Origin of the sequence: Mesorhizobium sp. M7A.F.Ce.TU.012.03.2.1, assembly GCF_004006095.1 — a bacterium.
Classification (GTDB): domain Bacteria; phylum Pseudomonadota; class Alphaproteobacteria; order Rhizobiales; family Rhizobiaceae; genus Mesorhizobium.
In genome coordinates this window covers 3,505,509-3,526,273 of the sequence record NZ_CP034779.1, presented here as the reverse complement: position 1 = coordinate 3,526,273, position 20,765 = coordinate 3,505,509, and the positions used below count along the sequence as shown (strand labels likewise).

At 62.7% G+C, this 20,765-nt stretch carries 22 protein-coding genes; 10 read left to right on the top strand and 12 right to left on the bottom strand.

The window, feature by feature from the left end; all coding sequences use genetic code 11:
* Position 1: 1 nt before the first annotated feature.
* Complete coding sequence (locus EJ079_RS17095) at positions 2 to 907, bottom strand: lytic transglycosylase domain-containing protein (RefSeq protein ID WP_127809583.1); 906 nt, start codon at positions 905 to 907, stop codon at positions 2 to 4.
* A gap of 181 nt (positions 908 to 1,088) precedes the next feature.
* Between EJ079_RS17095 and EJ079_RS17090 the strand changes: the two genes are divergently transcribed.
* Positions 1,089 to 1,658: a methylated-DNA--[protein]-cysteine S-methyltransferase gene (locus EJ079_RS17090; RefSeq protein ID WP_127809582.1), complete on the top strand. Its 570-nt coding sequence runs from the start codon at positions 1,089 to 1,091 to the stop codon at positions 1,656 to 1,658.
* Positions 1,659 to 1,692: 34 nt separating this feature from the next.
* Here the strand turns inward: EJ079_RS17090 and EJ079_RS17085 are convergent, their stop codons facing one another.
* Entirely contained in the window at positions 1,693 to 2,022 is a 330-nt protein-coding gene (locus tag EJ079_RS17085; protein ID WP_127809581.1) for a hypothetical protein, read from the bottom strand.
* Between the two features lie 296 nt (positions 2,023 to 2,318).
* On the opposite strand from EJ079_RS17085, the gene EJ079_RS17080 reads away from it, so the two are divergent.
* From EJ079_RS17080 to EJ079_RS17070, 3 genes are all read left to right on the top strand, one after another.
* Positions 2,319 to 2,531, top strand: a complete 213-nt coding sequence (locus EJ079_RS17080; protein ID WP_010910991.1) for a cold-shock protein — start codon at positions 2,319 to 2,321, stop codon at positions 2,529 to 2,531.
* Positions 2,532 to 2,800: 269 nt separating this feature from the next.
* Positions 2,801 to 3,001 carry a hypothetical protein gene (locus EJ079_RS17075; RefSeq protein WP_027039317.1) on the top strand — a complete coding sequence of 67 codons (201 nt, stop codon included), beginning with the start codon at positions 2,801 to 2,803 and terminating at the stop codon, positions 2,999 to 3,001.
* The gene (locus tag EJ079_RS17070; RefSeq protein ID WP_127809580.1) at positions 2,998 to 3,252 is read left to right on the top strand and encodes a hypothetical protein; all 255 of its coding nucleotides are present in this window, start codon (positions 2,998 to 3,000) and stop codon (positions 3,250 to 3,252) included. The genes EJ079_RS17075 and EJ079_RS17070 overlap by 4 nt, the downstream gene beginning before the upstream one ends.
* 31 nt (positions 3,253 to 3,283) lie before the next feature.
* On the opposite strand, the gene EJ079_RS17065 is transcribed toward EJ079_RS17070, so the two are convergent.
* From EJ079_RS17065 to EJ079_RS17055, 3 genes are all read right to left on the bottom strand, one after another.
* Complete coding sequence (locus EJ079_RS17065) at positions 3,284 to 3,892, bottom strand: glutathione S-transferase family protein (RefSeq protein ID WP_127322770.1); 609 nt, start codon at positions 3,890 to 3,892, stop codon at positions 3,284 to 3,286.
* A gap of 292 nt (positions 3,893 to 4,184) precedes the next feature.
* The gene (locus EJ079_RS17060; RefSeq protein WP_127381719.1) at positions 4,185 to 5,033 is read right to left on the bottom strand and encodes an EAL domain-containing protein; all 849 of its coding nucleotides are present in this window, start codon (positions 5,031 to 5,033) and stop codon (positions 4,185 to 4,187) included.
* A complete protein-coding gene (locus tag EJ079_RS17055; RefSeq protein WP_127321442.1) occupies positions 5,030 to 5,923 on the bottom strand; it encodes an EAL domain-containing protein in 894 nt (297 codons plus the stop codon). The genes EJ079_RS17060 and EJ079_RS17055 overlap by 4 nt, the downstream gene beginning before the upstream one ends.
* A 208-nt stretch (positions 5,924 to 6,131) precedes the next feature.
* Here EJ079_RS17055 and EJ079_RS17050 point away from each other — a divergent pair, with 208 nt between their 5' ends.
* Positions 6,132 to 7,334 carry a pyridoxal phosphate-dependent aminotransferase gene (locus tag EJ079_RS17050; RefSeq protein ID WP_127809579.1) on the top strand — a complete coding sequence of 401 codons (1,203 nt, stop codon included), beginning with the start codon at positions 6,132 to 6,134 and terminating at the stop codon, positions 7,332 to 7,334.
* 62 nt (positions 7,335 to 7,396) lie between these two features.
* Here the strand turns inward: EJ079_RS17050 and EJ079_RS17045 are convergent, their stop codons facing one another.
* Positions 7,397 to 8,914, bottom strand: a complete 1,518-nt coding sequence (locus tag EJ079_RS17045; RefSeq protein ID WP_127396155.1) for an MFS transporter — start codon at positions 8,912 to 8,914, stop codon at positions 7,397 to 7,399.
* Between the two features lie 220 nt (positions 8,915 to 9,134).
* On the opposite strand from EJ079_RS17045, the gene EJ079_RS17040 reads away from it, so the two are divergent.
* Entirely contained in the window at positions 9,135 to 10,091 is a 957-nt protein-coding gene (locus tag EJ079_RS17040; protein WP_127809578.1) for a hypothetical protein, read from the top strand.
* Positions 10,092 to 10,238: 147 nt separating this feature from the next.
* On the opposite strand, the gene EJ079_RS17035 is transcribed toward EJ079_RS17040, so the two are convergent.
* Entirely contained in the window at positions 10,239 to 10,643 is a 405-nt protein-coding gene (locus tag EJ079_RS17035) for a cupin domain-containing protein (RefSeq protein WP_127809577.1), read from the bottom strand.
* A gap of 309 nt (positions 10,644 to 10,952) precedes the next feature.
* Here EJ079_RS17035 and EJ079_RS17030 point away from each other — a divergent pair, with 309 nt between their 5' ends.
* The gene (locus EJ079_RS17030; protein ID WP_127267438.1) at positions 10,953 to 13,004 is read left to right on the top strand and encodes an elongation factor G; all 2,052 of its coding nucleotides are present in this window, start codon (positions 10,953 to 10,955) and stop codon (positions 13,002 to 13,004) included.
* A 720-nt stretch (positions 13,005 to 13,724) separates the two neighbouring features.
* The gene (locus EJ079_RS17025; protein ID WP_127809576.1) at positions 13,725 to 14,222 is read left to right on the top strand and encodes an isoprenylcysteine carboxylmethyltransferase family protein; all 498 of its coding nucleotides are present in this window, start codon (positions 13,725 to 13,727) and stop codon (positions 14,220 to 14,222) included.
* Between the two features lie 24 nt (positions 14,223 to 14,246).
* On the opposite strand, the gene EJ079_RS17020 is transcribed toward EJ079_RS17025, so the two are convergent.
* Together EJ079_RS17020 and trxB are read right to left on the bottom strand one after the other, a co-directional pair.
* Positions 14,247 to 15,143, bottom strand: a complete 897-nt coding sequence (locus EJ079_RS17020; protein ID WP_023809733.1) for a LysR family transcriptional regulator — start codon at positions 15,141 to 15,143, stop codon at positions 14,247 to 14,249.
* A gap of 79 nt (positions 15,144 to 15,222) precedes the next feature.
* On the bottom strand, positions 15,223 to 16,197 hold the full coding sequence (trxB, locus tag EJ079_RS17015; RefSeq protein WP_127267436.1) for a thioredoxin-disulfide reductase: 975 nt from the start codon (positions 16,195 to 16,197) through the stop codon (positions 15,223 to 15,225).
* A 239-nt stretch (positions 16,198 to 16,436) separates the two neighbouring features.
* Here trxB and EJ079_RS17010 point away from each other — a divergent pair, with 239 nt between their 5' ends.
* On the top strand, positions 16,437 to 16,916 hold the full coding sequence (locus EJ079_RS17010) for an Lrp/AsnC family transcriptional regulator (protein WP_013530077.1): 480 nt from the start codon (positions 16,437 to 16,439) through the stop codon (positions 16,914 to 16,916).
* Between the two features lie 250 nt (positions 16,917 to 17,166).
* On the top strand, positions 17,167 to 17,961 hold the full coding sequence (locus tag EJ079_RS17005) for a glycosyltransferase family 2 protein (protein ID WP_127809575.1): 795 nt from the start codon (positions 17,167 to 17,169) through the stop codon (positions 17,959 to 17,961).
* 4 nt (positions 17,962 to 17,965) lie between these two features.
* Here the strand turns inward: EJ079_RS17005 and EJ079_RS17000 are convergent, their stop codons facing one another.
* Genes EJ079_RS17000 through rfaE1 form a run of 3 tightly spaced genes read right to left on the bottom strand, consistent with a single transcriptional unit; the run spans position 17,966 to position 20,691 of the window.
* A complete protein-coding gene (locus EJ079_RS17000; RefSeq protein WP_127809574.1) occupies positions 17,966 to 18,625 on the bottom strand; it encodes an HAD family hydrolase in 660 nt (219 codons plus the stop codon).
* Positions 18,618 to 19,190 carry an SIS domain-containing protein gene (locus EJ079_RS16995; protein WP_127270425.1) on the bottom strand — a complete coding sequence of 191 codons (573 nt, stop codon included), beginning with the start codon at positions 19,188 to 19,190 and terminating at the stop codon, positions 18,618 to 18,620. Before EJ079_RS16995 ends, EJ079_RS17000 begins: the two co-directional genes overlap by 8 nt.
* Before the next feature lie 7 nt (positions 19,191 to 19,197).
* Complete coding sequence (gene rfaE1, locus EJ079_RS16990; RefSeq protein ID WP_127395769.1) at positions 19,198 to 20,691, bottom strand: D-glycero-beta-D-manno-heptose-7-phosphate kinase; 1,494 nt, start codon at positions 20,689 to 20,691, stop codon at positions 19,198 to 19,200.
* Positions 20,692 to 20,765 lie beyond the last annotated feature (74 nt).

Below are 20,765 nucleotides of genomic sequence, written 5' to 3'. Positions count from 1 at the left end.
CTCAGGCGTCGGGCTGCAGGCGACGGCGCTGGCGGTCGCGGCCAAGGCCGGTCGCCTCGAGCAGGCCCTTGCGCTTGGCGTCGTAATAATAGCCGGTCTGGTAGAGCCAGTCGGCCTTCTTGGCGTTGCCGCCGGCCACCAGCCAGGCGCCGCGCAGATATTTCACCGCGTATTTCAGATTGGTTTCGGCATCGAACAGGCCCTTGGCCGGCCCGTCATAGCCCATGCCGCGCGCCGTCGCGTGTTTGATCTGCATCAGCCCCCAATGGCCGTTGTTGTAGGCTTTCGGGTTGAAGGTGCTCTCGCGGTTGACGACATGGCGCACCAGATCCACCGGCACCTGATAGATCGCCGCATATTTCTCGATCAGCCGCTCGACATCGCCACGCACGCCCGTCGCGTGTTCTTCTTGCACGGGCCCTGCCGGGAACTGGACCAGGGCCGCCGGGTTCTGCGGCACGACATAGGCGACTTGCTGGACGCCGGGCATGCGATCGCCCTTGGCGGTTGCCGGCACGACCAGCCCCGCGGTCGTATAGGTCTCGGCCGCCTTGACCGGCTCGTTCGCATTTGCTGGCGGCGGCGCCTGCCAGGCATTGGCGGCCATCACCGCAGGCAAGGCTGGTGCCGCCGGTATCGATCCGGCAAAAGCGGCGGTCGCGGCAGCCGGCTGTGCGGCGGGATCGAGCGGCAGCTCGGCCGTCTGAACGGGGGCGATCCCTGATGATTCCGGCAGCACCGAAACTGTCTCCGGCAGCGGCACGGTGAAACCGGCGTCAGTGCCGGCGGCGGTCGCTGTTTCGGTGAGAGCAGGCGCGGGCTTCATCTGCGAGGTCGACGTGCAGCCGCTGATGCCGACGGCGGCCAGGATCACGCCGATCGCGATAAGGTTGAGTTTTGCTGGCAAGCCGCGCTCGGGTCCGGTTTGTCGGGTTGTTAAGAAATTCCTTACACCAGCGATTCAGGCCGGGCAATCGGGGCGATCAGGTGGTTTTCGGGTGGCGAGACGCAGGCGGTGATGCCATATTGTTCCGGATATGTACCGGAACGAATCCCGGATTTCGCCACTTTGCGGGAAGGAACGCATCATGGTCACGACAGTTTCGATCACGGCCGGCCACGCAGTGTTAGAAACAGTGATCGGTTTCATGGGCATTGCCTGGAGCGAAAAGGGCCTGATCCGGCTCTGCCTGCCCGAACGCAGCCGCGAAACGGTGGAGCGGCGCCTGCTGCGCCATGGCGGCGTTTCCAGTGCCACGGCGCAGCCGCCATGGGTGGTCGAGCTGATCGCGGCGATCAAGGCCTATGCGGCGGGCGAGGACATCGATTTCTCCGCCGTGCCGGTCGATCTCGACGGCGTCGACGATTTCCGCCTCGCCATTTACGACGCCGCGCGAAAACTCTCCTTCGGCGAAACCACCACCTATGGCGAGCTGGCCAAAACCGCCGGCCATGCCGGGCTCGCCCGCGAAACCGGGGCCGCTCTTGGCTCAAATCCGGTGCCGCTGGTCATCCCTTGCCATCGCATCCTTGCCGCCGGCGGTAAGATCGGCGGCTTCTCGGCGCCCGGCGGATCGATCACCAAGGAGAAGATGCTGGCCATGGAAGGCGTGCGCGTCGGCCCCCCGCCACCAGCGCAGGTGTCGTTCGGGTTCTGATGTAGGCAGTTGCATAATCGTTGTAGGCAGGTGCCTAGTTGTTGTGGAAGAACCGCCGGCGGAAATGCCGGTCATTGTCCGGCCGCTTGCAGTTGTAGACCGGGCAGGACTTTGTGTCGGCGCTCGGCACGTAGGCCCGTGTCCTCACCTCGCCCATGCTGCAGAATCGCTGGCTCTGCACATAGCGGTCGTAGAGCGGCAGTCCCGGCACCCGCTTCGACTGGTAGCGCAGGATGACCGCCCCTTGCCGGGCGATCGTCGCCTGAACCTTGCCGCAGCTCATACGCGTCGGGTCGTAGCGCGAGATCGCCTGCGCCTGAGCGGCGACAAGCGTCAGGCAGGCGGCAAGCAGAATGATTTTCATGGTCCTCTCCCCCAAAATCCCCTCCCAAGCGGGTGTGGATCGAGCGCCCACAGGCTCCGATCATCGCGACGCTCTCACGCGATTGGGGCGGCCATTGGGCGGCGCCCTCATCACGGCTTTCTCACGCAGTCTTGTTTTTCGTGCGAAAGCAGCCTATATGCCTTCCATTGATATTTCGGCCGATCGATCCGGGCCTCGCGATAATCGCGTTTGCTGACGTCTATCTCCAAAATCTCGATGCACACCGGCTGGACCTCGGTCCGGTCAATCTAAAGCAAATGTGAAGGACTATCTAAATGGCAACTGGAACGGTCAAGTGGTTCAACGCCACCAAGGGCTTCGGCTTCATTCAGCCTGACGCGGGCGGCGCGGACGTTTTCGTCCACATCTCCGCTGTCGAGCGTGCTGGACTGTCGACCCTGGTCGAAGGCCAGAAGATCAACTTCGAGATCGAGCAGGACCGCCGCACTGGCAAGTCGTCCGCTGGATCTCTGAGCAAGGCAGCCTGATTTTGCGATAGCGCGCGCCGGGCGAGAGCTCGGGGCGCGCGGCAAGTCACGGATGTACTGACAGTCGCGCGAGAAGCGCGCTGGAGCGGAAAGACCCGACAAGCTGGATCAGCAGATAGCTGCCAGCCCGGACCGGACCCTCCCGATCAGGCTACCAAGCATGGAAGGCGGGATTTATCCCGCCTTTTTGCTGTCTGGGGTTGGGTGCTGCAACGGGCGCTACAGTCCCACCGGTGGTACTTTTAGCCTAGTAGTGGTATCATTCGGCCATGACCAAGCTTGAGCAAATTGAAAAATCCGTTGCGGAACTGAGCCCTGAAGAACTGAAGGCGTTTGCTGCCTGGTTCGAAGCGCTTCGGGAGGATATGTGGGATCGGCAGATCGAGGCCGATGCGAAGGCCGGCCGATTGGATAAGCTTGCCGAACAGGCACTGACGGACCATCGCGCTGGTCGGACGCGGCCTCTGTGAATCACGTCGCCTCCCCATCGTTCTGGGAGGCTTACGAAAAACTGCCATCGGCGATCAGAGCAATAGCGGACAGGCGTTTTGAAAGACTCCGCTCCCACCCTTTTGATCCCTCGCTGCATTTCAAACAGGTCGGACGCTACTGGTCTGCGCGAGTTGACGACAATTACCGGGCTGTTGCCACCCGCACCAACGATGATGTGATCTGGTTCTGGATCGGCACCCATGCGGACTATGATCATCTCTTGAAGTAGCTACCCATCCGCCCACCTGGCGCGGGACAAACTACCCCATCCACCCGATCAGCACATGCCCCGGATCCGCTTCCACTCGGCCAAGCCAGGCCGCCACCGCCGGATAGGCGTCGAGCTGGAAGCCGCCCTGCTCCGCCGTATGCGTATAGGCATAGAGCGCGATGTCGGCGACGCTGAGCGCGCTGCCGGCGAAGAAGGCATTGTTTTCCAGATGCCTGTTCATCACGCCGAGCGCCTTGTTGCCGCGCTCCAGCGTCACCGCCAGCCGCTCCGGGGTCGCATCCCCAGCACGTTCGGGGAAGGTCAGCAGCGCCTTGCGCACGGCGATGTAAGGCTCGTGGCTGTATTGCTCGAAGAACAGCCATTGATAGGCAAGCCCACGCTCATACCTGTCCGCCGGCAGGAAGCGTGTGCCTTCGGCGAGATAGAGCAGGATGGCGTTGGATTCGGCCAGCCGCCGGCCATCGTCGAACTCGAGCAGCGGCACCATGGCGTTCGGATTCTTGGCGACAAAGTCGGCTTTGCGCGTATCGCCGGTGTGCGAACTCACTTCGACATTGGTAAAGCCAAGGCCAAGCTTGGCCATCAGCAGGCGCGGCTTGTAACAATTGCCGCTGTCGATCATGCCGTAAAGTATCATGGCTGTTCCCCGGAGCACTGTCTCCGCGCGATTATCGCAGCGGCGGCGGTCTCAACCAATGATTTGTTTTGGTACGACGATCAGCGCCGCTGATGTGTGAATCGCCGAAAATCTGAGGCCGTTGAAGGGCATGTCGAGATTCAGGTCAGGCCGAGCCGAAAACGGTGGGTTCCGAGAACCGGAGCGGAGCGTACTTAAGTACGTGAGCTCAGTTCTACTGCGTGGCAGTAGAACTAGGGAAGCGCAGGAAGCCGCCGTTTGCAGGCCGGCATCACCTGAATATCGACATGCCCTAGCCAAAGAGGGGCACGACCTTGCTGTCCCGGCCCAGCAGCGCATCGATGACCAGCGGTTTCTCCTCGAATACCGTGCCGGCCAAGGCCGGACGGGCAAGGAGAAAACCCTGCAGCAGGTCGACGCCGCCTTCGAGCGCGACGCGCAGATGGGTGGGCTGCTCGATGCCTTCGACCAGCACCTTGGCGCCACGGTCATGCAGGCTGGAAACCAGCGGGCGGAAGAACCGTTCGGCGGCAGCGTGGCGGCAGAACTCCGCGAACCAGGTGCCGTCGATCTTGACGATGTCGGGCTTGAGCAGGCTCACCCGCTCCTCGGTCGAGTGCCCGGTGCCGAAATCGTCGATGGCGATGCGGATGCCGTCGCGCCGCATCTCGCGCACCAGCCGCACGAGAAGCGCATCGTCCGCCGCCTGTTCGGTGATTTCGCAGACCAGCATGGCCGGCGCCAGGCCGAACTCGCCGAGATGCCTGGTCATCAGGCGAATTTCGGCCAGTGCCCGCCCGGCATGGTCGTTGATCAACGGGTTGTAGTTGAAGAACAGGTCGAGCCCGTCGACGCCGATGTTGCGGAAATTCCTCAGATGCAGCGCCCGGCACATGGTTTCCACAAACAGCCGGTCCGAGACCGCAACGCTTTCAAAGAACACCTTCGGCGCGCCGGGGCGGCCGGCACGGTGCGGCTCGATCAGGGCTTCGGCCGCCACCGCGTGAAGCGACCGGCCGCGCGGCGCGAAAATCGGCTGATAGGCGCTACGCAGCCGGAACTCGCCATAGATGCCGTATTCGATGCCGACTTCGTCGACCTGGATCGCATCGCCGACATTGCGCCGCCGATCGTCTCTCATGTCGCCACCCGGCGCCCGAAGGCCTTGACCGGCCGCGCCGAAGGCATTGCCGCGGCAGGAGCAGCCGTGTCGACGGCAGCAGCGGCAGGCGCCTGCCTGGCCTTGTCGAAGACGCCAAAGCTGGTCGGCGCCAATTCGGGCCGCGCCAGCACGAAACCCTGCACCATCGACGCACCCGATTTCTCCGCGAGCTCCAGTTGCCAGCCCTCCTCGATGCCTTCGAACACCGTATGGATACCTTGCTCCTCGAAGTTCTTCACCATGGTGGTCAGCAACGCAAAGCCGGCGCCGGACTCCATCAGCTGCGTGATCCAGTAGGCATCGAACTTGACGATATCCGGCTTCAATTCCTTGACCCGATTGATGTCGGAATCGTCGGCGCCATAATCGTCGACGGCGATGCGAAAACCGTTGGCCCTCAGTGCCGCGACGAAGCCGTGCAAGGCTTCCTGCGACGCCGACCGCTGCTCGGTCACCTCGCAGACGACGCGACGCGGGTCGATGCCGGCCTCGTGCAGCACGAGCCGCATTTCGCGCAAGGCAGCGTCGGCAACGGCGCGTTCGGTGAACACTGACGGGTCGAAATTGACGAAGATCGATGCTTCCCGCGGCAGGCAGGCACCGGCGTTGAGAAGATGCAGCGTCCTGGTCAGCGCCTCGATATGCAGCCGGTCGGCGGCCGGACAGGTCGAGAAGAAATTCATCGGCGATTGCGGCTCGCCGTCGCGGAACGGTCGGATCAGCCCTTCGAACGCGACCACTGACAGCTTGCCTTCCTTGAAAGCGAAGATCGGCTGGAAGGCGCTTTGCAGCGTGTAGATACCCCAGACACCGGTGGAGGTGCCGTCGTCCTGACGGATGATGTGGGCAAGCCCGACGCTGCGCGACACGGTTCCTCGCTCCGCAATTGGTCTGCCATCCTGCCACTCAAGCCTCTACCGCTCGTTAATGAATTTATTGTTGCCGACCCCGGGTCCCGATCACAGCTCCTTGAGACGTGGATCAGCCGACAATGCTTGCGTTGCGCGAAATCATGCGACATGAGAAGCGCCGCGGTCGCTCCTGGCCGCGCCGATCTTCCATGGAGACGTCAAGCTCATGGCCTTTCTTGCCGACACCCTTTCCCGCGTGAAGCCTTCCGCCACCATCGCGGTCACGCAGAAAGCGCGCGAGCTGAAAAATGCCGGCCGTGACATTATCGGGCTCGGCGCCGGCGAACCGGATTTCGACACACCAGACAACATCAAGAATGCGGCAATCGAGGCGATCCGCCGTGGCGAAACCAAGTATCCGCCGGTTTCGGGTATCGTGCCGCTGCGCGAGGCGATCGCAAAAAAGTTCAAGCGCGAGAACAATCTCGACTACAAGCCCGAGCAGACCATAGTCGGCACCGGCGGCAAGCAGATCCTGTTCAACGCCTTCATGGCGACGCTGAACGCCGGCGACGAGGTCATCATTCCTCGCCCCTATTGGGTCAGCTACCCCGAGATGGTGGCCATCTGCGGCGGCACCTCCGTGTTTGCCGACACCTCGATCGACAATGGCTTCAAGCTGACCGCTTCCGTGCTGGAAAAGGCGATCACGCCGAAGACCAAATGGCTGCTGATGAACTCGCCGTCGAACCCCTCGGGTGCCGCCTATACCGAGGCCGAACTGCGCGCGCTGGCCGACGTGCTGTTGAAGCATCCGCATGTCTGGACGCTGACCGACGACATGTACGAGCACCTGACCTATGGCGATTTCGTCTTCAGGACCATCGCCGAGGTCGAGCCTAAGCTCTACGAGCGCACGCTGACCATGAATGGCGTGTCGAAAGCCTATGCAATGACCGGCTGGCGCATCGGTTATGCGGCGGGTCCGGTTCAACTGATCAAGGCGATGGACATGATCCAGGGTCAGCAGACATCGGGCGCCTGCACCATTGCGCAATGGGCATCCGTCGAGGCGCTGAATGGCCCGCAGGATTTCATCGCCAAAAACAAGGCGATCTTTCAAGGCAGGCGCGACCTTGTCGTGTCGATGCTCAACCAGGCGCGCGGCATCACCTGTCCGTCGCCGGAAGGCGCCTTCTATGTCTATCCTTCCTGCGCCCAGCTGATCGGCAAGAAGACCAAGGCTGGCAGGCTGATCGACACCGACGAGACCTTCTGCTCGGAACTGCTCGAAGCCGAGGGCGTCGCGGTGGTGTTCGGCTCGGCCTTCGGCCTCGGGCCCAACTTCCGCATCTCCTACGCGACCTCGGAGACGCTTCTGGAACAAGCCTGCACACGGATCCAGCGTTTTACGGCTTCGCTGACCTGACCGACGCACTATGAACGCAAAAACCCGGCTTCACCGCCGGGTTTTTTAATGGGCCGTCAGCCTCACGCCTCGTGCTTGGTCTCTTTGGCCGAGCGCGCCTCGGCCGGCGCCAGCACGGCAACCAGCAATGCGGCGGTGAGGAACGCGCCGATCGCTGCCGTCAGCATCGCGGCGTGGAAGCCGCCGGCATAGGCGGCAGCATAGAGTTCATGCACGCCGCTTTCGCCCATCGCCGCATCGGTTGCGAAATCATGCCGTGAAATCGCAGCACGGGCGACCGCTTCCGCGTTGGCGACACCGGCATCGCCGAGATACCCGGTCAAAAGGTTGGTTGCCCGCATGCTCATCAAGGCGCCGAGCAAGGCGATGCCGATGGCAAGGCCGCTCTGGCGGGTGGCATTGATGACCGCCGACACCATGCCCGAGCGTTCGCGCGGCGCATAGGACATGGCGGCAGCGCTGCCGGTCGGGATTGCAAGCGCGTTGCCGAGGCCGCCAATGGCGAACAGAAGGCACAGCATCGCGTAGGACGTCGAAGGGCCGGCCCAGCACATGCCGAGCATGGACAGGCCGATAGCAACATAGCCGATGGTCATCAGCGCAGAGTGACCATAGCGGGCGCTCAGCCTGCCGATCCATGGCGACACCACGATCTGGACGATGAAGGCCGGCGCCATGCGCAGGCCGGTCTGCGTCGGCGACCAGCCCTGCACCTGCTGCAGGAACATCGAGAAGAAGAAGACGCTGGAATAGGAGGTGAAGCCGAGCGCGAACGAAGCGACATTGGCGACGGCAAAGCGGACATCGCGGAACAGGCCAAGCGGCAGCATCGGGCGTGCAGTGCGCGCCTCGAAGCCGAGGAAAGCAGCCAGGCCGACGACGCCGGCGACCAGCGCCGCGACCGTCCTTGGCTCGCCCCAGCCATTCTCGCCGGCCGAGATCAGGCCGAAGGTCAGCGCCCCCAGCCAAAGGATGCTGAGAGCCAGGCCGACGAGGTCGAGATGGGCATGTTCGGGATGCGCCGTCTCGTTGATCGAAACAGCACCGAGCGCGATCGTGATCAAGCCCAGCGGCAGGTTGATCAGGAAGATGCTTTGCCAGCCGACGGTCTCGACCAGGATGCCACCGAGGACGGGACCAACGAGCAGAGAGATGGCGGCGAACGACGCCCAGCCGCCAATGACGCCAGCGCGCTGGCGCGCATCGGGAAAGGCCTGCGTCAGGATCGACAGCGCGCCTGGAATGAGCAGCGAGCCGGCGATGCCCTGTACCACCCGGCCGGCCAGCAGAACCGGCAGATTGGGCGCGACGGCGCAGATCAGCGAGCCGGCCACGAAGATGCCGACGCCGGCCAGCCACGAGCGCTTGCGGCCATAGCGGTCGCCGATCAGGCCGGACGACAGCATGAAGGCGGACAGGCACAGCGTGTAGGCGTCGACCACCCATTGCAGGCCGCCGAAATCGGTTTGCAACGCCTGCTGGATGGTCGGCAGCGCGACATTGACGATACTGACGTCGAGCAGAGCCACGAACGAACCAAGATAGATAGCGGCGACCAGGGGCAGACGGTGCTTTGACATGGCTATATCCAGACGTGAGTTAGAGGCCATGCAGGTGCTACAGTCAAAGCCGAAGTGGCTCCGAGGGACGTTGCCGGCCGGCATGGCGTGCGAGCCAGACGCGCGAAATCAGCTTACAATCCGGGAAACGTGCGCAGCGAACCCGCGGACCATCGTCATATGACGACGAGGAAGCCGGCCGCATTCGATCAACCATGAAGCCTCGGAAGGGAGATGCATCATGGCCAAAGGCGGCAATCCATCAAACAATCACGACGGCGAATTCATAGTGTCCGGGCCGGGCACTGAAAATACCGAGCGGTTCAAGCAGGCGCTCAGTGTTTCATTTGCCGAGCAGACAGCCACATCAATGAACTATTTCAAGCAGTCGGACCCTAACGACGAGGGCCAGATCTCCGCTCTTGGCGAGGCAAAAATTGATTACCTGAAAGCACAGTCGGGCTGTTACTGGACCGAGGAAACTGAAAAATGGACCAGGGCAAAACTGAAACGCTTTGCCGATCGCAACGATCGAAAGCGAATTCTAGGCAACAGTTTCGATCGCTCCGAAATGGTTGTCTTGCCGCGCCGCAAAGATGGGGCGATGCCGATGGAAACGCGGCAACTGCAAGGCGATCCCTATGAGTATTTCCATTTTTGGCCTGGCACCTTCGGTAACTACAAATACAGCTGGTTCAACCGGACCGGGGACGGACGCATTCTGCGAGACGAATCTTACGAGTGGGATGGAGCGCCGGATTTGGGCGGCTTGGTATTTTTCGAAAACAACAGCGCCGGCGATAGAGATTACCTGCACGCCATGCTCGAAAGCGGCATCTGGTTTACCTACACTCCCAAGAAGACCGGCCGGCTCGACTTGTTTGCGGAATTCGTCTCCACCTACGACACAAGGTACAGGTGGATGCGTGACGAAATCGGCTACAGCCACACCAGAGTCCTTCAGGCGACCGATGTCGTTTTTGGCACCTTTTCAGGCGATCAAGCCGTGGGACGAGATTACCGAAGCAACAGCACCCTTGTCGATTTTCAGCGTTGGTTTGAAGGGGACGTAGGGGGGGTCTCCGATTTCGGAGAAAATGGCTTTGACGACGGAACAATACACAATTTTTTTGGGCGGCCGGGCGCAATGGTTTTGCCGGACAACCGATCGAGATTTTGGTCGGCTGCAGGGTCTTGATGGACTGCTATCTCAACGATGTCAGCATCAGGGCGTGGGAAGGCGCCCGGCGGAGGCTGAATTTTCTGGGCGTCAGAGTGGTTTAAATGCCAGCGGTTTTGCAGCTGGCGCGACGATCGCTGCGGCAGGAAGCCTGCCCTCCGCCGGTTAGGTGTCTCGGCCGCCAAACTGCTCGTCGGTGACCCCCTCCAGCCAATCGACATGGACATCGTCGAGCGCCTCCTGCATCGCGATATGCGTCATCGCCGATTTGGGCGCCGCGCCATGCCAGTGTTTTTCGCCAGGCGCGAACGAGATGACGTCGCCGGCCCTGATCTCCTGGATCGGGCCGCCCCACGTCTGGGCAAACCCGGCGCCCACCGTCACGTACAGCGTCTGGCCAAGCGGATGCGTATGCCAGTGGGTGCGCGCGCCCGGCTCGAAGCTGACCAGCGTGGCCCGCAGCCGCGCCGGCGCCTCTTTCTCGATGATCGGCGTCTGCAGCACCCGGCCGGTGAAGTATTTTTCCGGCGCGATGACGGTCGGCACGCTGCCGCAGGCAATGATCTTCATGGGTCGATGGTCCTTCAAACAGCGGGCGATGGGTCGCCTGTTTTCAGTTTCGGCCGATATCGGTCGACGTGCAACAGCTTCCCGCTGCCAGCCCAGCATATGATCCGCACGGTCCACTGCCGAGCAAAGGGTTTCTATTTTTCTTGCCCTGCCGGCAAACAAGTGGGACGATGGCTTTGGGCAGGTGGCACTTGAAAAGAACCCGCCCGCGACGGTCGAACAGGCCGGCCGCCGCTCAGGACCGATTGACCAAGCCTGAACCATACATGCCAGTCGGTCCTACGGGAAACGCCTGAGTGGAGGTCAGTCATGGGTACTCGCGCCGGAGGACGACGCACGGGACCGAAATGCATTGCCATAGTCGGTCCCTTCGCAAGCGGTAAGACGACACTTCTCGAAGCCATATTGGCCCGTACGGGCTCAATTCCCCGACAAAATCCCGTTTCATCAGGTAACACCGTTTCGGATCATTCGCCCGAGGCGCGCGCCCACGCCATGAGCGTCGAGGCGACGGTCGCCACGACCGAATTCATGGGCGAGCAGATCACCTTCGTCGACTGTCCCGGTTCCATCGAATTCTCTTTCGAGGCCGAACCGGTGCTGGCCGCCTGCGACCTCGCGGTCGTCGTAGCCGAGGCCGATGAAAAGAAGATCCCTGCCCTGCAACTGATCATGCGCAAGCTCGACGATCTCGGAGTGCCGCGCATTCTGTTCCTCAACAAGGTCGACAAGGCAATCACCGGCGTGCGCGACACGCTGAAGATGCTGCAGCCGGCCAGTGCCGTGCCGTTGCTGCTGCGCCAGATTCCGCTGCGCAAGGACGGTGTCGTCATTGGTTCGATCGACCTGGCGCTGGAGCGCGCCTACATCTATCGCGAATATGCCGAAAGCGAGGTGGCGCAGATTCCCGGCGACGACAAGGCGCGCGAGCTCGAAGCGCGTTTCTCGATGCTGGAGACGCTGGCCGACCATGATGACCAGTTGATGGAACAACTGCTCGAGGAGATCGAGCCGCCCAAGGATGCGATCTTCGACGACCTCGCCGCCGACCTGCGTGACGGTGCGGTGATCCCGGTGCTGATCGGCACCGCCGAAAAAGGCAACGGCGTGCTGCGCCTCCTGAAGGCGATCCGCCACGACGCACCCGACATCGAGGCGACCCGCAAACGGCTCGGTGCACCCGACGGCGCGGCTACCCTGGTCCAGGTGATGAAAACCATCCACACCTCGCATGGCGGCAAGCTGTCGGTGTCGCGCATCCTCTCCGGTCAGGTCGTCGACGGTTCCGAACTCTGGCTGCCCGGCGGCGACACGGCCAAGGTTTCCGGCATCTACCGGATGCTCGGCAAGGACCAGTCCAAGCTCTCCATCGCCAAGGTCGGCGACACGGTGGCACTGGGCAAGCTGGACGAGGTCAAGACCGGCCAGACGCTGAGCTCGGCCAAGGGCGGCATCAAGCCGCTCGTCCAGTTCGAGCCGCCGCAGCCGGTCTTCGCCTTCGCGCTCCGCCCCAAGGAGCGCAAGGACGAAGTGAAGATGTCGGCTGCCATCCAGCGGCTGGCCGAGGAGGACCCCTCGCTCAGCCTGCGCCACAATCAGGACTCGGCCGAAACCGTGCTGTCGGGCCATGGCGAGATGCATCTGCGCGTGGTGCGCGAGCGGCTGGAAGGCAAGAACCAGATACCGGTCGAAGGTCATCCGCCGGCGGTGCCCTATCGCGAGACGATCCGCAAATCGGCGCAGCAGCGCGGCCGTCACAAGAAACAGTCCGGCGGCCATGGCCAGTTCGGCGACGTGGTGATCGAGATCAAGCCGCTGCCGCGCGGTTCCGGCTTCCAGTTCACCGACACCATCACCGGCGGCGTCGTGCCCAAGACCTACATCCAGTCGGTCGAGACCGGGGTCCGCGACTATCTGAAATCCGGGCCGCTGGGCTTTCCGGTCGTGGATGTCGCAGTCAACCTGTCGGACGGCTCCTATCATGCGGTCGATTCCTCCGACATGGCTTTCCAGATGGCGGCCAGGCTGGCGATGAAGGAAGGCATGGCCGCGTGCTTGCCGGTGCTCCTGGAGCCCGTGATGAAGGTCGAGATCGTCACCCCCTCCGACGCCACCTCGAAGATCATCGCTCTCATCCCGCAGCGGCGCGGCCAGATCCTCGGCTACGACGCGCGACCCGACTGGCCGGGATGGGATGTCGTCGAGGCAACCATGCCGCAAGCCGAGATCGGCGACCTGATCATCGAGTTGCGCTCGGCGACCGCGGGCGTTGCCAGCTATCGTGCCGTCTTCGACCACATGGCCGAACTCACCGGCCGTCTGGCCGACGACGCCATGAACACCAACGGCAAGGCTGCCTGATGGCGTGGCGTTCCTCTCGAACCTGATTCGGGGGAACAAAAGAAAACGACGTCCGGCGGGGACCGGACGTCGTTTTGTTCGCGGACCGTTTCCTTGGGAGGTAAAACGTCAGGTCCGCCGCATTTGGTACCGCCGAGTTCGGCGGAAAAACGGTTCGGACGCGGTAGCCGCCTGAGCCCGGGCCGTACGAGTGATGCCCCCATCTCCCGTCCGAACCACACCGCGTCCTATGATCTACATAGCAGGTCGCGGGCGTCCGGGATATGTTACCAGAGGTTACATGTCACCGTTACGTGGCAATTGTGATGGAATTTTTGGCCGGCCCAGCAGGGTACAGGCAACAAAAAAGCCGGATCAATGAAGATCCGGCTGAGTTTGATTGGAGTGCCTGTTAAGGCTAACCTCCAGAGGGGAACACTCGAGGGCGCTAATGGGAGGAGAACGCGCCCAGGAGATGATCTATATATGTGCTCATCATGCCCAAGAAACAAGCATCTATTTTGCAACACACACATGCAAAAAGACGCAGGCTGTGGTCTAACCCATTCCAGAAGCCAATAGGACCAGCAAAATCTTCGAAATGGAGCGCTGAATCGGGCAATTGCAACTACAGAATCGCTAATCTCGGCTGGCTTCCGGCTCGAAATGCCAAAACTGGGCAATGATGTGGAAGCGGGCAGCAGGCGTGCATTTCTAAGGCAATCGCGGAGCAAGCAGCCAATGCGGAGGTTTTCGGCGATCGCCGGCAGTGCGGCCTTCTTCATCGCGGCGCCGTGCGTGGTTGCCGGGCTGGTGCCCTGGCTGTTGACCGATCGCTGGGGCTTGCCCTGGTCGGGCCTGCCGGGCTTTGCCCCTGTTGGCGGGCTTCTGATCGTTGCCGCGGGCGCGGCACTCCTGCATGCCTTCGGCCATTTTGCGCTTGAGGGCCTGGGCACACCCGCACCGGTCGCCCCGACCGAGAGGCTGGTGATAGGCGGCATCTACCGCCATGTCCGCAACCCGATGTATGTCGCCGTGCTGTCGATCATCCTCGGCCAGGCGCTGCTGTTCTCGAGCTGGGCGCTGGTCGCCTATGCCGCCGTCAGCGCTGTCTCCATGGGCGCCTTCGTCAGGCTCTATGAAGAGCCGACGCTTAGCCGCCGTTATGGCGCCGAATACGAGACCTACCGCCGCAACGTGCCCGGCTGGCTGCCTCGGCTGATGCCCTGGCGGGGATAATCCCGCAGGGCGTGAAAACGAAAATCAGAAGGACCAGCTTCGGGCTTTGGCGATGATGAAGTCCCGGAACACATGCAGCTTGGCCTGGTTCTTCATCGCGTCGGGATAGGCGAAATAGGTGTCGAAAGACGGCACCTCGGTCTCCGGCAGCAGCTGCACCAGATCGGAGTCCTTGCTGATCACATAGTCGGGCAGCATGGCGATGCCGGCACCGCCCTGCACCGCCCGCTTGATCGACAATATGTCGTTGATCTGCAGCGTCGGCACCCTTTGTCCGCCTTCGAAATCACCGACCGTTTCCAGCCAGTTCAGCTCCGACAGATGCGACGGCACCGGCACGCCGAAGGTGACGATGCGATGGGCCTTCAGCTCGGCGACGGAAGACGGCTTGCCGTGCTTGGCGACATAGGATGGGGCCGCGTAGAGGTGGAAATGCACGGTGAACAGGCGGCGCTGGATCAGGTCCGGCTGCTGCGGCTGGCGCAGCCGGATGGCGCAATCGGCCTGGCGCATGGTGAGATCCAGCTCCTCGTTGGCGAGGATCAACTGCAGGCTGATTTCGGGATAGAGTTCGATGAATTCCTGCACCCGCTCGGTCAGCCAGCCGGCGCCCAGCCCCACCGTCGTTGTCACCCGCAGCACGCCCGACGGGCGATCCTTGGTCTCGGTCAGCCGGGACTTGATGGTCTCCAGCTTCATCAGCACGTCATGCGCCGTGCGAAACAGCATCTCACCTTGCTCGGTCAGCACCAGCCCGCGGGCGTGGCGGTTGAACAGCGGCACGCCGACATCATGCTCGAGCGCGCTGACCTGCCGCGAGATCGCCGATTGCGACAGATGCAATGTCTCGGCCGCATGGGTAAACGACCCCGCCTCCGCCGCAGCGTGAAACACGCGTAGCTTGTCCCAGTCCAACGCCATGATTCCCCTCGTTCTGTTTTGGCGTCTGAATGAAAAATCAGGCTTTTACACGGCGTTTCTAAGCCGCTCTCTGAACTCTCTACTCGGCCGCTTCGCGATGCACTTCGATGCCGGCCAGATACTTCTCCGCCTCGAGCGCGGCCATGCAGCCGAGCCCCGCTGCCGTCACCGCCTGGCGGTAGATATCGTCGGTCACATCGCCGGCCGCGAACACGCCCGGCACATCGGTGCGGGTCGAATCCGGCGCTGTCCACAGATAGCCGTTCGGCTTCTGCTTGAGCTTGCCGGCGAACAGTTCAACCGCCGGCGCATGGCCGATGGCCACGAACACGCCGTCGATCTTGAGGTGCGACACCTCGCCGGTCACCGCATGCTTGAGCTTCAGCCCCTCGACCGAGGGCGGCAGCGGCGTCTTGCCGGGTCGACCGGTGATCTCATCGACGATCGTGTCCCAGATGACGCGGACATTGTCCTTCTTCAGAAGCCGCTCGCGCAGAATACGTTCAGCGCGAAAATCGCTGCGCCTGTGGATGACCGTCACGCTCCTGGCGAGATTGGACAGATAGAGCGCCTCTTCCACCGCGGAATTGCCGCCACCGACCACCGCGACATCCTTGCCCCTGTAGAAGAAACCGTCGCAGGTGGCGCAGGCCGAGACTCCAAAACCCATGAAGTCCTGCTCGGTCGGGATGCCCAGCCATTTCGCTTGCGCGCCGGTGGCGATGATCAGCGCGTCGGCGGTATAGGTCGTGCCGGAATCGCCCTTGGCGCGGAACGGTCGCACGTTGAGGTCGACCTCGGTGATGATGTCGTTGATGATGTCGGTGCCGACATGCTCGGCCTGTTTCAGCATCTGCTCCATCAGCCACGGACCCTGGATCGGGTCGGCGAAGCCGGGATAGTTTTCGACATCGGTGGTGATCATCAACTGCCCGCCCTGCTGCAGGCCGGCGACCAGCATCGGCTTCAGCATGGCGCGGGCGGCATAGACCGCCGCCGTATAGCCGGCCGGGCCGGAACCGATGATGAGAACGGGCGCGTGCTTGGTGGTCATCTAAAGCCTCTGCGGAGGGCTGCCGGCAATTGCGGCATGATCATTGTCGCGCGTAATGTAAGTGTTGCCCACGACGCCAGCAAGGCAAGTTGGAGTTCGTCCCCGGAAAGCTTTGTCGCACCTGTCGGCCGCTGATCCCGCGAAATATTCCGGGCGAAGGATGGAATGGACAGCGAAGTCGTTTAATTACAAAATCACGCAAGATTCTTGCGTATTACCCCTCATGATCGAGAGCCCACATGCCCCTCAAGGCCGACCTCGACGCCATCGACTGGAAGATCCTGCGCGAATTGCAGGGCGACGGCCGCATGACCAATGTCGAACTGTCGAACCGCGTCGGCATTTCGGCGCCGCCATGCCTGCGCCGCGTCAAGCGCCTGGAGGAAGCCGGCATCATCCGTGGCTACCGTGCCTTGCTCAATGCACCAGCGCTCGGCCTCGATGTCGTTGCCTTCTGCCTGGTCGGCCTGCATCATCAGGCCGATGCCGAGCTGCGCATCTTTGCCGAGCGCACCCGCGGCTGGCCGATCGTACGCGACGCCTGGATGGTGTCGGGCGAATCCGATTTCCTGCTGCATTGCGTGGCGAGCGACCTTGGCGCCTTCCAGAGCTTCGTCATCGAGGAACTGACCTCGACCCCGAATGTCGACACGGTGCGCACAGCGCTCACCATCCGCCGGGTCAAGGACGAAGGGCTGGTCTCGTTCGCACAGCCTTGAGCGGGTTGAACCGCAACGAGCTTTCGCCGATGTCGCTTGAAGGCCTCGCCATATCAGCGCCGCTTTGGCGTTCGATAGCTCTCCTGTGAAGCCGGAATTTCTGCCGCAGCCGTCTTGTTGGTTTCCTAGAGCAATTCCAGAAAAAGTATGTAACGGTTTTCCCGGGTAAAGCGCATAGCGCTTTCGGGATTGCGTAAACAGGGGCGCAGGGCAGCCCAATTCCGAGAACAGTGTGCCGTGGGGTGGGACGATGACTCGATTTTCTAGCCCGGTTTCGGCGCTGGTCATCTGCATGAACGAGGCCGACATGATCGGCGAGTGCCTGGAAAGCGTCGATTTCTGCGCCGAGATCATCGTCGTCGATTCGGGCTCGACGGACAGCACTCTGGACGTCGTCAATGGGTACATCGCCAAAGGCTACCCGATAAGGCTTTTTCACAACGATTGGCCGGGCTTTCCTCGTCAGCGGCAATTCGCGCTCGATCAGGCCACGCAACCATGGTGCCTTTCGATTGAAGCCGACGAGGCCATCGACGACGTGCTCAGGCAGTCAATCACGAATGTGACCCAGCTTGGGAATGACGCCTTCGACGGATGGTACATCAGACGCCGCGACAAGCTGAAGGGCTATGGCTATGCGCACCGCTGGGTGCTTCACAACAGGCTGCTGCGTCTTTTCCGCCGCGACAAGGCCACGATGGACCTCAATCTGCGGGTCCATGAGTCGTTCGAGGTGCCAGGCGAAACCGGCACGATAGAAAATGGCGTGCTGCTGCATCGCCGCGAAATGACTATTGCCGAGGATCTGGCAAGGGCCAACACCTACTCCAGCCTCAAGGTTGCCACGCTTGTCGAACGAGCCAAGAAGCCCGGCCTGATAAGACTGGTGCTGTCGCCTCTCGGCAACTTCCTGAAGTTCTACCTGGCCAAGCGCTACTTCCTGTGCGGCCGGCACGGGTTCGTCTATTCGATGCTGGTGATGCTGTATTCGTTCGCGACAGAGGCCAAGCTTTATGAAGCCTGGCGAGACAAAGACCGGACGTAAGCCGTTACGGCGCGCCCGAGGCGGCGCCAAGTGCACCTATTGCGGCGATCAGGCCGTCGAAATCCGCGCGCTCGCACCAAGGCCGAATTGTGAAGCCCGATCGGACAGCCGCTTGCCCGTCTACCAGCCAGCCCCGCGCGAGGCCGGCGCGTTGTCCCGCCTCCATGTCGGCCTCCTTGTCGCCGACGATCAGCGAACGCCGCAGATCGAGCCCGAGGCGCCTTGCCGCCTCCAGCAGCATGCCCGGATTGGGCTTGCGCATCGGATGATCGGCAACCGCAAGCACACCGGAGCCAGCTTCGTGATAGGCGCAGGCGACGACCATATCGACGAACGCATTGTCGGCGCGCAGCAGCTCGAGCACGCGGCAATTGACGGCAGCGAAATCGCCCCAGCCGAAATAGCCACGCGCGATGCCCGACTGGTTGGTGACGATGATGACCGGAATGCCAGCCCGGTTGGCGGCGGCTATCACCGCGGCTATGTCCGCGCGCAGCACCATTTCGGCAGGATCATCCGGATAGCCCGTATCGACATTGATGGTGCCGTCGCGATCGAGGAACAGCGCCGGCGAGCCGGCGGCGAACACCCTTGAGCCGACCCGCTCGACCCATAGGCCCGGCTCCGCCAGCGGAAAGCGGCCAGAGGTCGTGGAATCAGCCATTGCTGAGGCGCGCTTCGACCACCTCGCACAAATGATGGTAAAGGCACAGATGCCCCTGCTGGATGATCGGCGTCGAGGTCGACGGCACGTTGAGCAGGATATCGGACAGAGGCTTCAGCTTGCCGCCGGTGTCGCCGGTCATGCCGATCACCGTCATGTCCATCCTCCGCGCCTGTTCGGCGGCGGCAAGGATGCTCGGCGAATTGCCGCTGGTCGAGATCGCCAGGAGCACGCCGCCGGCAGCGCCATGCGCCTCGACCTGGCGCGAAAACACCGTGTCGAAGCCATAGTCGTTGCCCCAGGCGGTCAGCACCGCTGCATTGGCCGGCAGCGCGATGACATTGTAGGCCTTGCGCTCCTTGAGAAAGCGGCCGACCAGTTCGCCGGCAATGTGGATGGCGTCGCTGGCCGAGCCGCCATTGCCGGCGATGAGCAAAGCTTTCCCCGACGAAAGCGCAGTCACCACGGCGCTCGCTGCCCGCTCCATCTCACCGGTCAGGTCCCGTTCGACCATGGCTGATATGGCAGCCACGGAGCGGACAAGGTAATCGTTCAACTCGGACATGAAACCCTCAGTTTGTGGTGCCGCCGGCGCGCAATTTGCCAATGGTGTTGGTGGTGCTTTTTCCGGCGACCAGATCGACCAGCACGACGCGTCCGCCGGCCTTCTGCACCACATCGGCGCCGACCACGGTGTCGACCGTGTAATCGGCCCCCTTGACCAGTATGTCGGGCAGCAGCGCTTCGATCAGCGCCAGCGGCGTATCTTCCTCGAACACCACGACCGCATCGACCGAGGCAAGTGCTGCCAGCACGCAGGCGCGGTCGTGCTGGTCGTTGACCGGGCGCCCGGCGCCCTTCAGTCGCCGCACCGAAGCATCGCTGTTGAGGCCGAGCACCAGCCGGTCGCATTGGCTGCGCGCCGCGTGCAGCAAGCTGACATGGCCGGCATGCAGGATGTCGAAGCAGCCATTGGTGAAGCCGACGCTCAGGCCCTCTTCCTTCCACGCCGCCACCATGCGCGCGGCCGACGTGGCGTCGAGGATGGCGTCCTTGTGGGCCGTCGGCCCATGCGAACGGAACAGCGCGCCGGTGAGTTCCTCGACCGTCAGCCGCGCGGTGCCGCGTTTTCCCACCACGACGCCACCAGCGGCATTGGCGATCGAAGCGGCCATGACCGTATCGGCGCCCACGGCCAGCGCCAGCGCGAAGCTCGCGATCACCGTGTCGCCGGCGCCCGAAACGTCGAACACTTCGCGCGCCTGGGTGGCGATGTGGCGCGCCTCGTCGGGGCCGACCACGCTCATGCCCTTTTCGCTGCGCGTCGCGACCACGAAATCGAAACCATGTGCCGAAATCAGCTCGCGTGCGGCAGCCACGATCTCGTCATCGGCGAACACCGCATGGCCGGCGGCCTCGCCGAGTTCCTTGCGGTTGGGGGTAATGGCGGTCGCCCCGGCATAGCGCGCATAATCGCGGCCCTTCGGGTCGACCAGCACCGGCTTTCCAGCCTCGCGGCAGATGGCGATCAAGTCGCCGGCGACGCCGTCGAGCAGGATGCCCTTGCCGTAATCGGACAGGATGACGATGTCGGCGTGCGCCAGCGCGGCGCGGAAATGCCGGATCAGGCCGGCTCGCTCCGCAGCGCCGAGCGGCTTGATCTCCTCTTCGTCGAAACGCAGCACCTGCTGGTTGAGCGCGCTGAAGCGGCTTTTGGACGAGGTCATGCGACCACGCTCCTGCGCGAGGCCCGCCGTATCGGCGCCAAGCTCGCCGAGCATCCGCACCAGGCTATCGCCTGCCACATCGGTGCCTATGACCGAGACGGGAATAGCGGCAGCGCCGAGCGAAACGATGTTGGCCACGACATTGCCGGCGCCGCCCATGGTCGAGGTCTCGCCGCGCCCGTGCAGCACCGGTATCGGCGCCTCCGGCGAGATCCGCTCGATGACGCCGTTGACGAAACGATCGAGGATGAAGTCGCCGACCACCAGCACTGTGGCCTGGCCGAACCGCGCAATGGCGCGGTGCAACGGTTCGGGAGAAGGCGGATTGTGCTTGATCATGTCACTGGCAACACAGGGAAAAGGCCGATTTCAATCTCATAAGTGCTCATCAATCGACTGGTCGGATCGTTCAT